A 12,640-nucleotide genomic window follows, 5' to 3' on the forward strand; every position below is an offset into this window, starting at 1 on the left:
TGAGATCGAAACAAAGCTGGAATATACCCATAAACAAAGGAATACGTATGTGCTTTTTGGGCGATTCATCTCTCACCCAACCCTGCGTTGCCTGGTTTGGATGAGTTGATTTTGAATTTATAGAGCGTAAAAGATAGGAAGATTAAGACAAAGTTAATGCCCGTAGAATATTCCCGACACAAACGGCATTCTGCACCAGCTGGCGGCGTATACCAAATAGATGCCCGCGGCGATTCAATGCCGTCACTGCACTCTGTGCCGCATAAAAGCAGCCGATAGGGACAAAGTACCGCCTGCTGCGCAAGCCAAGCAGGAGGATGAAACCCAATTCATCGCGAGTCCTTGCATTTTTCATGCACAAAGACCAATCATCATCTTCCCCTGACAAGAAAGCCGTGCTTTCCCCTCCCGCAAGTTTCTTCACCTGCAGTGCTCAGGGCTGTTTCATACCAAAAGAATGAAGAGGAGAATGAATATGCTTCACACCAAGACAGACTGCACGCTTTGCCCTCCGACTGAGAATCACCCCTATGCTCCTGCAGCCCCCCGGGACTGGGAGGCACATCCTTCCTGGATTGCCGGCATGGAAGCGCTGCAATCCTACGGCAACTGGGTAAGCATGGTTGTTTTGCCTGTGGCCTTTCAGTGGATCGAAGAGCACAAGACCGAGGTGTATGCCAGCGTGCCTGAGGAACTGAAGGACGATGTCGGTGTCGTACTCGCCGCAGCTTTTGAGCAGATCAAGAAGCTTCCTCTTTATCAGGAAGAGGAGAAACGCACGGCAGCCTATAAAGAGGCGATTGCCAATGGAACGTGGGACGCGACGAAGACGAATCCGATCTGGACCGGAATCGTGAAAAAGGTTCGCAGCGAAACACAGGAAGCTTTTGCCGAGCAACGCTCTCTGCTGGGTTCCGCCAGCTAGGTCTGTGACCGTTTGATTTTGTACCCATTCTGGGTGCCCCAGGCCCCGCTTTTGGGACCTGGGAAAGATCATGACAAGGTATACCCCGGGTTCCTCCTGCCTCTTCCCCTTCGACTACACTCAGAGCCAAAATCCTCCCGGGGTTATTTTCGCTTCACCCCGCTAGGGTGAAACGCAATTGTCGATACGGCCTGGCAAGAAGCAATTCGCACTATCCGTCGCAGAGCAGCGCATCCATCTCCGCCTGAACGACCCGATTGCGGCCCGATTTTTTGGCGCGATAAAGGGCCGCATCCACGGCCTGGATGAGCGCATCTGCATCGATTTCGTGCTCCGGAAGGATGCCGGAGGCAACACCGAAACTTCCTGTAACCTGCAACATTTTTCCTTCATAAACGATGCGCGCTGCCTCCAAGGCTTGGCGCAACCGTTCCGCGCGCGCCAGAGCATTCTCCATCGTGCACCCTGGCAGAATAATCAGGAACTCCTCCCCGCCATAGCGTCCCACGCAGTCGTAGTCGCGCAGGGATTGAGCAAGGGTGGCACTGATTTCCCGTAGCACAAGGTCGCCGGCCGTATGACCATACGTGTCATTGATTTTCTTGAAGTAGTCGATATCCGCAAGGATCACACCCAGGGGGATATTTTCACGGCGCGAACGGTTCATCTCCGTCTTCAGGCGCTCGACGATGATACGGTGATTCCAGAGTCCGGTGAGGCCATCATGCTCGGCATGATGACGCATATGCTTGCTTTCCAGAACGAGTTGCATCTTTTCCTGTTCCAGCGCCTCGCTGCGTTTCTGCTCCTCGCGCACGCTGTCATAGACGGCGTAGACCACCGCGAGCAGAAGAAACAGGGAAGCAAGTGTGGTTACCGAAACGGCTGTTCCATCGATCATGAACAGGGGCGCATCGATCATTACGGCTATGGGCCAGCCAGTATATTGACGTCCCTGCTTGAGCGTATTGTGTACCACCAGAATCATTTCATCAAGAAAAACCAGTGCGGCAACTACCCAACGCGAAGAATCCAGCCGTTTGCGTTGCAAGACCGCAACGCCGACCAAGACCAACGGGTAAATTTCCAGCATGGTAAAAAGAATGGCCGATGCGTTGTCGGCGTTCTGCAAAGCTGCAATCCACGGAGGATTCCAGCTGAGGGCAATCAGGATGCCGTCAAAAAGGGCATTCGCAAAAGCAAGAACGGCAAGGATGCGGGTCCAGCGAACCAGTGTATAGTTCCAGCGCAGAGAGAGCAGGGTAAGCAGTAGGAACCAGAACGCGATGTCCTGCAGCGTGGCAATAGGTTGATCCAGGCCCATTGCAAAAAAGTAGGGCAAGCGCAGATATTCGGTTAAAAGCAAAAATTTGACCGGTGGCACTGCTGAAAAAATCGCCATCCAGAGTAGTAAGCGGCGCGGCGGATGACGCATCCAGAGCAGAAAGCTAAGAAGCGCTACAGTCAAGCAAAGGAGACTTTCGTCTATCAGGAATTGCTCTTTTCTAAGTCGCCGGAATCTCAATGCCTCCCGTACGGTGGATAGAGCATCGAGGCTCCCTACCTGCGGTGCGGTCTCAAAACCTCCTCTGCTTCCAGAATCATCCGAGAAGAGCGGAGCCTTCCAGAGCCGGACAGCAAGAACGCCACTCCCTTGCGAACCCAGGGAAAAAATCTGTGGGGATTGTGCGTAATAGTAATACCAGATGGGATAAGGCTGAAGCTGACCATTGTGACCGATGAGCTTTCCATTCCAGTAGATTTCACAGGCATCGTCGATAGACGGCAGAAGCAGAGAAAACTGTGCGGGGATTCCTGGAGCCGACGTTAGCTCCAACCGGATGCGATACCACGCAAAACCTGTATAGCCGAAGTGCCCCTGCATGCCCCAGGGTTTATCCGCATCGATCTGCTCCCAGGCCGATGCGTCCAGGGCAGGTGAGGCCCAGGCCGGATCATCGCCGGTATGAAATTGCCACGGCCCCTTGAGCGCGACGCTCCCTTTGCCGAGCCCGTCAATGACGGACAAAGCTGGGACCGACAAAGCTGGAAGCAATGGCGCTGGAGACACCGCTGCAAATGCGCACTCGGCATACAGTGCTCCAAGAACCAATGCGGCGATGCGGATGCAATAGAGAAAGGAATCCATAGCCCCTGCAAACTACGATTCAGAACTTCGGCTAGCGGGAAACAGGGAATCCATTCTTCGCCATGAGGAAGAAGAAGGTCACAGTCTTTTGAAGAAACCTTTACAGTTATAGTAACTAGCTTTTTTGAGTTTTGATGTCCGAATTGAGCACAAAACGCTGCGTTCTGGATACCTCTCTGAGTCTGGGCGCAGGAAAAGCCAAGCTATTAAAAATAACTTATAAAATTTCTTCTTTAACTCTCACTCTACGGAGAACGTCCATTCCAAAAAGTCTTTGGGCGTGTGCAGAACCGTTCTAAGTTTGGCTCCAGAGTATTTTTGGAATATTTGCAGCCATTTAAAGTGGCGTGCAATGTGCCTTTTTCTTGGGAAGAAGGACGCTTTGCACGCCAGTTTTTGGCCTACATGCATTCCTAAACAGCTTTAGTTTTCCGGCGTGGATTCGGTTGTCTCGGCAGAGCGCGGACTGCTGTGGTCGGCCTGATCGACGGCGCTGACTGAATAGCGGTAGTGGTGGCCGGGCTGTACGTGGGCGTCGCGGAAGGCTGGACCGGGGACCAGGGCTGGGGGCGAGATGCGCTGCCAGTCGCTGCTGGCGTCGGCGCGATAGACGATGTAGCCAGCCAGATCGGCCTCGGTGTTGGGCTGCCAGCTCAGGTCAATGGACTGAGCGCCCTGCTCGTCGGTGGCAGCGACGGCTACCAGTCCCTGCGGGGCATCGGGCGGAAAGGTGTTGCGCGCCGCAATGCGAACCGGCGCGGTGAGCGCACCTGCCAGCTCTACAGTCGCACCGTCCACCACGACCCGGGTTACACGCTGGGCCTGATATTCGTAGACGTTGCCAAAGTGGGTGGTTTTATCGAGGGCCCGGCCCTTGAGCGCGCTCTCACTGACCAGCAGACTCTGTTCCTGCGGCTCTTCTGTGGATAGTCGGCCGGAGCTGGCCTTGTTGGCTGTGGGCGTTACAAGATGGCGGTGCAGGCGGACCGGAGTTTCATTGCCGGGCAGTGTGGCCCAGCGCAGAAGAACGCCGTTTTTGTGCATTTCAGCTGTCAGGCCGTTGAGCGTGGCGGGCGCGGTTCCGGCCACCACGGGGACGCGGTTTGAGGGGCCTGCCGAGCGGCCGCGTTCGTTTTCCAGCAGAAGATAGTAGCGCAGAGCGCGTGGTTTGCCGCTGGCCTGGGCGGTGGGTAGCGCATCGCGGAAGGATCCGCCCACGCTGGGCAGTACGTAGAGCGTGGTGGCCAGATCGCAGCTGGGAGGCGCGGTTTCCGTCCGGCAAATCTTCACCCGGATGGGGTCCTTCAGCAGCAGCTGATCGGTACTGCGGCGGGGCATGGTCCAGCGCAGATCCACTTGATCGCCGGTGCGCACGGCCTTCAGGTCGCTGACCGTCTGGGGCAGGTTGAGGGAGGGTGGCTGGGGCGCGCCCGGCATGCCGCAACCCGCCATCCATAAACCTGCCGTGAGGGCCGCAACGGCCAGAAGGCACGCCGTAAGGCCGCCAGATCGCTTCCCGTTCTCATTCCACATGTGTGCGCTCTTCCTTGCCCTTTCAGTCTAAAGGAGGCCGTGCGATCAGTGCAGGGGCTGGCGGCGAAAAGCCTGCTCCATTGCATCGCGGAATGGGCTATGCTCATTTGAAAGGCGAGGTCTTATCCATGGCAAATAATACGTTGAGCGGTGCTCGACTCAGGAAAGTTCTGGAAGCGCTTGAAGGCAACTGGCAGGCCGAGATGGAGGGCTACCACACCTATAAAGCGCTGGCTGACCGCGATACGGACCCGGTGCGAGCCCAGGTGCTGCGCCATCTTGCCCAGGCCGAGCAGGAACACGCCGAATTGTGGCTGGGGCGCATCCATGATCTGGGCGGGCAGGACCCTATTTATGTAGGCAAGCCGGGCGGCAATGCCGATTCGCTGGCCAACCGCGCAGGGGGCGTGCGCATGGCCCTGCGCCGGCTGGAGATTGAAGAGAGCCGCCACATTGCCCACTACGGCGAGCAACTGAAGGCCGTGGGCGATGCGGAATCGATTGCCATTCTGAATCACGTCATCGAGGACGAGAAGGACCACTACCGCGAGCTGGGGTCGCTGTTGCGCGGCCATTATCAGGCTCCTGCCAACGCACCCAAAATCGATGCCAAGGCGGTGCTGGACGAGATGCTTTCTAAGCGCGATCAGGGCCGCAAGCAGCCGGGTGACTGGATTGGCGATGCGGTTTACGGCGTCAACGACGGACTGGGCGCAATCTTCGGCATTGTTTCGGGCGTTTCCGGCGCGACTGCCGGCGACAGCAAATATGTGCTGCTGGCGGGCCTTTCCGGCCTGATCGCTTCGGCGCTTTCCATGGGGTCGGGCGCTTATCTGGCTGCCAAAAGCAAGCAGGAGATTTACGACGCCGAGATGCAGCGTGAGCGCGATGCCATTGAGATGAATGCACCCGAAGCCCGCGAGTTGTTGGCGCTTTATTACCAGGTGAAGGGCCTGCCCGAAGAGGATGCGCACAAGATGGTGAACCACATTGCCAGCGACCCTGAGCAGTTCCTGAAGGCGCTGGCCGGTGAGCGGCTGGGCACCAGCGAAGAAGCGCTTGCGAATCCGGTGGTTTCAGCGCTCTCCGGTGCGCTTTCCACCGCTGTGGGCGCGGCCATTCCGATTCTTCCTTTCTTCTTTATGAAGGGCGTTCCGGCGGTGATTGCAGCAGCCGTGGTGTCGCTGGCGGCGCACTTTGCGGTGGGCGCGGCCAAGTCGCTGATCACGGTACGCTCGTGGTGGTCGTCGGGCGCGGAAATGACCGTGGTGGGCGCAATCGAAGGCGCAGTCACCTACGGCATCGGCGTTCTGCTGGGCGCGGGGGGAATGTAGTTCACAGGGCAATACCTGAACTAGATTTTTTAGCGTATTGAGAATAAGGCGGCCTATGATGTTACCCAATGGTCGCCTTTACCCAAATTGAGCTTGATGAGCTGATTCATTGTCCCAAAAGAGTTGTCGAAGCTCCCAGAAGGGAAATGAAACAGGAAGGCGCATATCAGCGCAATGCAGCCAAACTGGTGGCTATGAATGAAGTCGAGGGAGGTTTTTCGGTTTTCCTTCGGAAAAATGAAGATTTTTCAGAAAATTTCTCGATAGGTCTTATTTATAGTCCAGGGGATGGCCGAGATGCGATTACGTTATTGCGGTGCAATGGAAAACATGGAGATTACAACAAGAGCTTTGATCCGGAGCACCCCCATTGCGACTTCCATATCCATAGGGCAACGGAAAGAGCGATTGAAGCTGGATACGCTCCCGAGAAATTTGCCGATAAAACAACGGAGTTTGCATCGTTTGAGGAGGCGCTTCAGGTTTTCGTGAAAATGATAAACTTGAGTTCCGACGACGCCAGGAAGTACTTCCCGGCCAATACACAATTTTCTCTTGAGTTCTAAAGGGGATAGTCATGGACTTCCTGGAGAATCTGAAATCCGAATTCAATCATCACGTGTCGTTTCGCGAGAAGCGTCCAGGAATTGTTCAGGTCCTTGCCCCTCTCTTTCATGAAGATGGAGATATGGTCGATATCTTTCTCGATCTACCCAAGTCTTCCAATGAAGAAATACGCATCTCTGATCATGGAATGACGTTGATGCGCTTGTCCTATTCTTACGATGTAGACACACCCACAAAGCGTCGTATCTTGAGCCGTATTTTGTCCGAAAATGGAATGGACGAGGATGGTGGGAGGCTATATCTGAATACCTCAAAAGAGCAGCTGTACCCATCCCTGCTTCAATTTGCTCAGGCAGTTGCCAAAGTCAGTAATATGCAAGCGTTTAAGCGCGAAGTCATGCAGAATCTGTTTTTTGAAATGCTGGGCGATTTTGTTAAGAGCAGCCTTTCGCGCTTTATGCCCCTAGAACACTATTTACCCATGCCGAGTAGAGACGATCTTGAGGTGGATTGGAAATTAAGTCTGCCCAGGGATGTGTTTTTGTTTGGTGTAAGAGATGGATCCAAAGCCCGGCTGGCAGCTCTTTCGTGCAGGGAATTTCAGATGAAGGGAGTTGCCTTCAGAAGCGTCATCGTGCATGAGGACTTCGAAAATGGTCTTTCCAAGAAGGACCAGTCCAGGATCACGAATGCGGCGGACAAGCAATTTACCTCGCTTGCCGATTTTCAGGCAAATGCAGAAGGATACTTTCAGCGAGAGCTCCAGACTGTTCAATAAGTAGTTTGGAGTTCTCGCTGAAGCAAGTGGGTGCGGTCCCTATTTTTCTCGTGCAGCTTTTTCTTCGGCCAGATAGGCGAACCAGGCGTCGAAGCCTGCGCCGGTCTTCGAGGAGGTTTCGAAGATTTTGATGCCGGGACGAATCTCGTGGATGTTTTTGAGAGCCAGATCGCGGTCGAAGCCGCAGGGCTCGGCAATGTCGATCTTGGTGATGACGGCGGCGTCGGCTGAGTTGAAGAGCGTGGGGTACTTGAGCGGCTTGTCTTCGCCTTCAGTCACGCTGAGCAAGGCCACGCGAATCTTTTCACCCAGATCGTAGCTGGACGGGCAGACCAGATTGCCGACGTTCTCAATGAACAGATAGTCGAGGGCGGGCAGTTCCACGCCCTGCCATTCGTCCAGATGCTTGCCGATCATCTCGGCGTCCAGATGGCAGATGCCGTGGGTGTTGATCTGGCGGACGGGCGCGCCACTGGCGGCCAGACGGCGGGCGTCGTTGTCGGTTTCCAGGTCGCCGACCAGGGCCGCGGCCTTTGCGCCAGCCAGACGCAGCTCCCGCAGGGTGCGTTCCAGAAACGCGGTCTTGCCCGTGCCAGGGCTGGAAACCAGATTCAGGGTCAGCAGGCCGGCGTCGGCGTAGCGGGCACGCAGCCCTGCCGCCAGCTCATCGTTCTTCTTCAGAATGCCCCGTCGCAACTCCACAATCCGTGTGGTCATTTTTCTCCTCGATCCTTCTGACTCTTTTCAGCGGACGTTCCAGGCTCAAATCAGAGTCCCGGGAACGGATTCACGCCTGTTCGGAGTCTTTTCCGTCGTCGATCTCGATTGACTCAATTTCCATTTCGCGGCCCTGCAGGATGTTGGTTACCGGCTCATGGCAGCGCGGACAGCGAAAGCTCTGCAGGCTTTCGAGTTCCAAATCCTGAGCGCAATGGTCGCAGTGCACCAGGACGGGAACCTTGGTGATGGTAAGTTTGGCCGTGGCCAGGGGAGTGTCGGCTACCGTCAGATCCCAGCAGAACTGGAGCGGGTCTTCGACTACGTCGGCAAGCGCGCCCAGGCGCAGACGCACCTCGGTGACTTTGGAGCCGGGATAGTTGGCCACTGACTCGGTGACCGCGTCGACGATGCTGGCTACGAGCGAAAGTTCGTGCATGAAATTCCTTGCGCGCTGGGGCGGAGGGCGGCGGCGCTTCTAGAAATAGCATGGCACAACGGGGTGGGGGGAGACGAGGGGCTATACCTGCTCTCTTGGTTCAAAGGTAAGCCGTGCGGTGAGCACCACCAGCGAGGCCCAGAGCGTGTCGGCTGCAGCCAGATGGATGACCTGCACCCAGATAGGGGCGAGCAGGAGCACATCGAGCAGGCCCAGCGCGTAGACCACTACCAGCAGGCCGAGGATGAGGCTGGCCAGGGGACGGTTTTCTTCCTTCTGTTTGCCGCGGTTCGCGCGCAGCAGAATCCAGACCAGGAAGGCTCCGGCGAGGATGGCGCAGACCGGGTGCGCCCAGCGCCAGCGCAGCAGCCAGGCCGAGGTGGAAGCCAGATCCTGGGTGAGGGCGGCCGAGAGCGAGGCGGCGGGGAAGAGTGTGTCGCCAAGGGCGGCCAGCGATCCGGTGACGCCGACGACGAGGACCAGAAAAATTCCGCCAAGCGTGGCCAAGGGCGCTACCAGACGGACGGAGGCGAAGTCGCGGCCGTGCTGGCGGGTCAAAAAGTGGGCGGTCAGGGTGATGGCCGCCAGCAGCAGCAGGGTGTTGGCCAGGTGTAGCGCCAGAAACCAGGGGCGCAGGGGCGACTGGCTTTCGGCGGTCAGGCCCAGGCGGACGAGCATCGCGCCCAGCAGCGCCTCGGTGAGTGTGAAGAAGAGAGAAGTAGAGGCGAACCAGCGGGCCAGATGGCCGCGGGGGGTGGCGCTCCAGCTCCAGCCGAGCAGGGCCAGCACGGCCACCAGCGACAGGCCGCTGGTGATGCGGTGAACGAACTCGATCAGGGTTTGGGTGTTGGCCGAGTGCTGCAGCACCGTGCCGTTGCAGAGCGGCCAGTGATTCCCGCAGCCCGCACCGGAACCGGTGGCGCGCACCACGGTTCCCCACAGGATGACGGCGACAAAGTAGCCCAGAACGCCCCAGGCAAAGCGGACCAGGGGGCGCGGCGTGGCAGTGGCGGGAAGAGTAGCTTGCATGATCGACCTCGGGTTGCGCCGGCTCTGGAAGGGAAAAGGAAGGCGAGGAAGCACGGGAGCCGGACGAACAACCCAGTGTAGACCAAAAACGGAATGGCGCATCAGGAATCCGGGTGTGGCGTTTCGGTTTCGGGCTATAATCGTCCGCGAAGCAAGAAGTTCCCAAATTTTTGCATCTGTTTTGGTTGCCCTCAATCCAAAACAGCAGAGCAGATTGCGAACCTAGCTTCCAGAGTTGCCGGAGCGGCTTTCCCTTTTCTCCGTTCCTCACCGTTTGCTGGCAATCCTGCTTCCGGCTGTGGCTGCGACTTCCCCTCGCCCATGGCTGCTGCATTCAGTTCTGTTCTGCAATTCTGCCCGCTTCATGCAGGCAGTTCGTGGCGGATGAACAGGAGAGGTCGATGAGTTTTGCGGTTCTTGCGCACGCGTTTTTTTCTGCAGGAATGGATTCTGGCTGGGCGCATTCCGTCCTGACGATCGTCGAGGATCAGCCCGGCAATATCTTTGCCCCGCAGGCGACGCCCGCGCACACTATCTTTGGGTTGTCGCTGCTGGTGCTGGCCATGACGCTGGGAATTTTTCTGGTAGTGGGCGGTCTGCTGGCCTATGCTGTGTGGCGCTTCCGCCGCCGCGCAGGCGACAACGGCGAGCCCACGCAGGTGTATGGCAGCAACCAGATTGAAGTGCTGTGGACGGTGGTGCCGATCCTGATTCTGGTGGTGCTGTTTCTGGCTACCATGCGGGTGATCAATGGCACCGAGAAGGCCCGCAAGCCAGCCAATGCGCTCGACGTGGTGGTAATTGGCCATCAGTTCTGGTGGGAGTACCGCTACCCCAAGCTGGGCATCGTGACCGCCAATGAACTGCATATTCCCGTCAGCAGCGTGCAGCAGCCGCTCCCCAGCTACCTGACGCTGACTTCGGCCGATGTGGACCACAGCTTCTGGGTTCCGCGTCTGGCCGGCAAGACGGATCTGATTCCCAACAAGGTGAACGTAATGTGGATGGACCCGGAAAAGACCGGTCTCTATCTGGGCCAGTGCGCACAGTACTGCGGCACTGAGCATGCGTTGATGCTGATCCGCCTGTATGTGGATACGCCGGAGCAGTTCGCCAAATGGACGGTGCAGCAGCAGAAGCCTGCGGCGGAGAATCCCACGGCGGCCGCTGGCAAAGAGGTCTTTCTGCATACGGCCTGTGTGAACTGCCATACGGTAAGCGGCACGCTGGCCAAGGGCCGCTTCGGCCCCGATCTGACGCACCTGGCCAGCCGCGACACGCTGGGCTCGGGCGTGGTGATGAATACGCCGGAGAACCTGCGCAAGTGGATTGACGATCCCGACTCGATCAAGCCGGGATCGCTGATGCCGCGCATGCACCTGAGCAGTCACGATCTGGATCTGGTGACCGCCTACATGGCTTCGCTGCGCTAGCTGCAAGGCTGGCGCAGTTTGTTTTTTGCCCTCCCCACCGCACGAAGGAGAAGCAGATGAGCTCCCACCAAACCGCCGCACAGGCCGCCGTTTCCGCCAAGCCGGGCAAGCTCTGGCTAGACGTGGTTGCCGAGTGGGTGACCACCGTCGATCACAAGCGCATCGGTATGATGTACATCGGCTATGCGCTGGTTTTTCTGATCATCGCCGGCCTGGAGGCCGTGCTGATGCGTATTCAGCTGGCCGTGCCGGACAATCATTTCCTGTCGCCCCAGGTTTTCAATCGCATGTTCACCATGCACGGGACGACGATGGTCTTCTTTGTGGGTATGCCGATCCTTTTCGGCTTTGGCAACTATCTGGTGCCGCTGATGATTGGCGCGCGCGATATGGCCTTTCCACGGCTGAATGCCTTCAGCTTCTGGATCTCGGCCTTCGGCGGCCTGCTGCTCTACTTCAGCTTTTTGGGCGGCAACGGCCTGTATGGCGCGGGCAATGCGCCTGACGTGGGCTGGTTTGCCTACGCGCCGTTGACGGCCAAGCTCTTCAGCCAGGGGCACAGCACCGACTATTGGACGCTGAGCATCATGCTGAGCGGCATTGGCAGCGTGGGCACGGCGCTGAACCTGATCGTTACCATCATCACCATGCGCTGCAAGGGCATGACGATGAGCCGTCTGCCGCTGCTCTGTTGGGTCTATGTGGTGATGGCGTGGCTGACGTTTCTGGCGCTCGGTCCGCTGACGGCAGCGCAGATCATGCTTTGTCTGGACCGCTTTGCCGGTTCGCACTTTTTTGATGTGCAGGCGGGCGGCTCTGCTGTCTTGTGGATGCACTTCTTCTGGATCTTCGGCCACCCCGAAGTTTACGTGCTGATTCTTCCAGCTTTCGCCTTCGCCAATGAGATTATTCCCGTCTTCAGCCGCAAGCCGATCTTTGGCTACTCGGCGATGGTGGGTGCGTCGGTGCTGATCGGCTTCATCAGCCTGGGCGTGTGGGCGCACCACATGTTCACGGTGGGTCTGGGTCCGGCGGGCAATGCCTTTTTCACGCTCTCTACCATGATTGTTTCCGTGCCGACCGGCATCAAAATCTTCAACTGGCTGGCGACGATCTGGGGCGGCAAGATCCGGCTGGCTACGCCGATGGTCTTCTCGCTGGGCTTTCTCTTCCAGTTCCTGATTGCGGGCCTGACGGGCGTGATGCTTTCGGTGGCCCCCTTCGACTGGCAGCTGGGTAACTCCTACTTTGTGGTCGCGCACTTCCACTTTGTGCTGGTGGGCGCGATTCTCTACATGATTTTTGCCGCTTTCTATTACTGGTACCCAAAGATGTTTGGCCGCATGCTGAGCGAGAAGCTGGGCATGTGGCATTTCTGGTTATTCACCATCGGCTTCCACGTCACCTTTGACACCATGCACCTGCCGGGCCTGCTGGGCATGCCGCGCCGCATCTATACGTACCCGGTAGATCGTGGCTGGGGCACGCTGAACATGATCGAAACCATCGGCATGATTTTTCAGGCCGCGGGCCTGCTGATCTTCGTCTGGAACATGGTGCATTCCTACTTCAAGGGCAAGGAAGCAGGGGCTGATCCCTGGGATGCGTGGACGCTCGAATGGGCGACCAGTTCTCCGCCGCCGCACTATAACTTCGCCGTCGATCCGGTGGTACACAGCCGCAGACCGCTGTGGGATTTGAAGCACCCCGAAGGCCCCGACACTCACTTTGAATAG

12 protein-coding genes are annotated in these 12,640 nt (G+C 57.5%); 6 read left to right on the plus strand and 6 right to left on the minus strand.

The features are described 5' to 3' along the window. Positions 1-142 precede the first annotated feature (142 nt). Positions 143-424: a hypothetical protein gene (locus tag ACOBR2_RS00390; protein ID WP_420238102.1), complete on the minus strand. Its 282-nt coding sequence runs from the start codon at positions 422-424 to the stop codon at positions 143-145. Positions 425-475: 51 nt separating this feature from the next. On the opposite strand from ACOBR2_RS00390, the gene ACOBR2_RS00395 reads away from it, so the two are divergent. Then, positions 476-925, plus strand: a complete 450-nt coding sequence (locus ACOBR2_RS00395) for a hypothetical protein (protein ID WP_420238103.1) — start codon at positions 476-478, stop codon at positions 923-925. Positions 926-1,136: 211 nt separating this feature from the next. Here ACOBR2_RS00395 and ACOBR2_RS00400 read toward each other — a convergent pair whose 3' ends face one another. Both ACOBR2_RS00400 and ACOBR2_RS00405 read right to left on the minus strand, forming a co-directional pair. Further along, positions 1,137-3,074: a diguanylate cyclase gene (locus ACOBR2_RS00400; RefSeq protein ID WP_420238104.1), complete on the minus strand. Its 1,938-nt coding sequence runs from the start codon at positions 3,072-3,074 to the stop codon at positions 1,137-1,139. 423 nt (positions 3,075-3,497) lie between these two features. Then, positions 3,498-4,607 carry a fibronectin type III domain-containing protein gene (locus ACOBR2_RS00405; protein WP_420238105.1) on the minus strand — a complete coding sequence of 370 codons (1,110 nt, stop codon included), beginning with the start codon at positions 4,605-4,607 and terminating at the stop codon, positions 3,498-3,500. 128 nt (positions 4,608-4,735) lie between these two features. Between ACOBR2_RS00405 and ACOBR2_RS00410 the strand changes: the two genes are divergently transcribed. From ACOBR2_RS00410 to ACOBR2_RS00420, 3 genes are all read left to right on the plus strand, one after another. Beyond that, complete coding sequence (locus ACOBR2_RS00410) at positions 4,736-5,941, plus strand: VIT1/CCC1 transporter family protein (RefSeq protein ID WP_420238106.1); 1,206 nt, start codon at positions 4,736-4,738, stop codon at positions 5,939-5,941. A gap of 68 nt (positions 5,942-6,009) precedes the next feature. Next, entirely contained in the window at positions 6,010-6,507 is a 498-nt protein-coding gene (locus ACOBR2_RS00415; protein WP_420238107.1) for a hypothetical protein, read from the plus strand. 11 nt (positions 6,508-6,518) lie between these two features. Beyond that, entirely contained in the window at positions 6,519-7,286 is a 768-nt protein-coding gene (locus ACOBR2_RS00420; RefSeq protein WP_420238108.1) for a DUF1828 domain-containing protein, read from the plus strand. A 39-nt stretch (positions 7,287-7,325) separates the two neighbouring features. Here the strand turns inward: ACOBR2_RS00420 and hypB are convergent, their stop codons facing one another. From hypB to ACOBR2_RS00435, 3 genes are all read right to left on the minus strand, one after another. Next, positions 7,326-8,003 carry a hydrogenase nickel incorporation protein HypB gene (gene hypB, locus ACOBR2_RS00425; RefSeq protein WP_420238109.1) on the minus strand — a complete coding sequence of 226 codons (678 nt, stop codon included), beginning with the start codon at positions 8,001-8,003 and terminating at the stop codon, positions 7,326-7,328. A 70-nt stretch (positions 8,004-8,073) separates the two neighbouring features. Continuing rightward, on the minus strand, positions 8,074-8,442 hold the full coding sequence (gene hypA, locus ACOBR2_RS00430) for a hydrogenase maturation nickel metallochaperone HypA (RefSeq protein WP_420238110.1): 369 nt from the start codon (positions 8,440-8,442) through the stop codon (positions 8,074-8,076). A gap of 81 nt (positions 8,443-8,523) precedes the next feature. Then, positions 8,524-9,471 carry a COX15/CtaA family protein gene (locus ACOBR2_RS00435; RefSeq protein WP_420238111.1) on the minus strand — a complete coding sequence of 316 codons (948 nt, stop codon included), beginning with the start codon at positions 9,469-9,471 and terminating at the stop codon, positions 8,524-8,526. A 401-nt stretch (positions 9,472-9,872) separates the two neighbouring features. On the opposite strand from ACOBR2_RS00435, the gene coxB reads away from it, so the two are divergent. Together coxB and ctaD are read left to right on the plus strand one after the other, a co-directional pair. Next, the gene (coxB, locus tag ACOBR2_RS00440) at positions 9,873-10,904 is read left to right on the plus strand and encodes a cytochrome c oxidase subunit II (protein WP_420238112.1); all 1,032 of its coding nucleotides are present in this window, start codon (positions 9,873-9,875) and stop codon (positions 10,902-10,904) included. Positions 10,905-10,960: 56 nt separating this feature from the next. Beyond that, positions 10,961-12,640 carry a cytochrome c oxidase subunit I gene (ctaD, locus tag ACOBR2_RS00445; RefSeq protein ID WP_420238113.1) on the plus strand — a complete coding sequence of 560 codons (1,680 nt, stop codon included), beginning with the start codon at positions 10,961-10,963 and terminating at the stop codon, positions 12,638-12,640.

The organism is Telmatobacter bradus (assembly GCF_048629425.1).
Classification (GTDB): Bacteria; Acidobacteriota; Terriglobia; order Terriglobales; family Acidobacteriaceae; genus Telmatobacter; species Telmatobacter bradus.

What these genes read in the sequence shown, in the direction of transcription:
- ACOBR2_RS00395 (WP_420238103.1), top strand. Translation starts at nt 476, where the DNA reads ATGCTTCACACCAAGACAGACTGCACGCTTTGCCCTCCGACTGAGAAT.
- ACOBR2_RS00400 (WP_420238104.1), bottom strand. Translation starts at nt 3,074, where the DNA reads ATGGATTCCTTTCTCTATTGCATCCGCATCGCCGCATTGGTTCTTGGA.
- ACOBR2_RS00405 (WP_420238105.1), bottom strand. Translation starts at nt 4,607, where the DNA reads ATGTGGAATGAGAACGGGAAGCGATCTGGCGGCCTTACGGCGTGCCTT.
- ACOBR2_RS00410 (WP_420238106.1), top strand. Translation starts at nt 4,736, where the DNA reads ATGGCAAATAATACGTTGAGCGGTGCTCGACTCAGGAAAGTTCTGGAA.
- ACOBR2_RS00415 (WP_420238107.1), top strand. Translation starts at nt 6,010, where the DNA reads ATGGTCGCCTTTACCCAAATTGAGCTTGATGAGCTGATTCATTGTCCC.
- ACOBR2_RS00420 (WP_420238108.1), top strand. Translation starts at nt 6,519, where the DNA reads ATGGACTTCCTGGAGAATCTGAAATCCGAATTCAATCATCACGTGTCG.
- hypB (WP_420238109.1), bottom strand. Translation starts at nt 8,003, where the DNA reads ATGACCACACGGATTGTGGAGTTGCGACGGGGCATTCTGAAGAAGAAC.
- hypA (WP_420238110.1), bottom strand. Translation starts at nt 8,442, where the DNA reads ATGCACGAACTTTCGCTCGTAGCCAGCATCGTCGACGCGGTCACCGAG.
- ACOBR2_RS00435 (WP_420238111.1), bottom strand. Translation starts at nt 9,471, where the DNA reads ATGCAAGCTACTCTTCCCGCCACTGCCACGCCGCGCCCCCTGGTCCGC.
- coxB (WP_420238112.1), top strand. Translation starts at nt 9,873, where the DNA reads ATGAGTTTTGCGGTTCTTGCGCACGCGTTTTTTTCTGCAGGAATGGAT.
- ctaD (WP_420238113.1), top strand. Translation starts at nt 10,961, where the DNA reads ATGAGCTCCCACCAAACCGCCGCACAGGCCGCCGTTTCCGCCAAGCCG.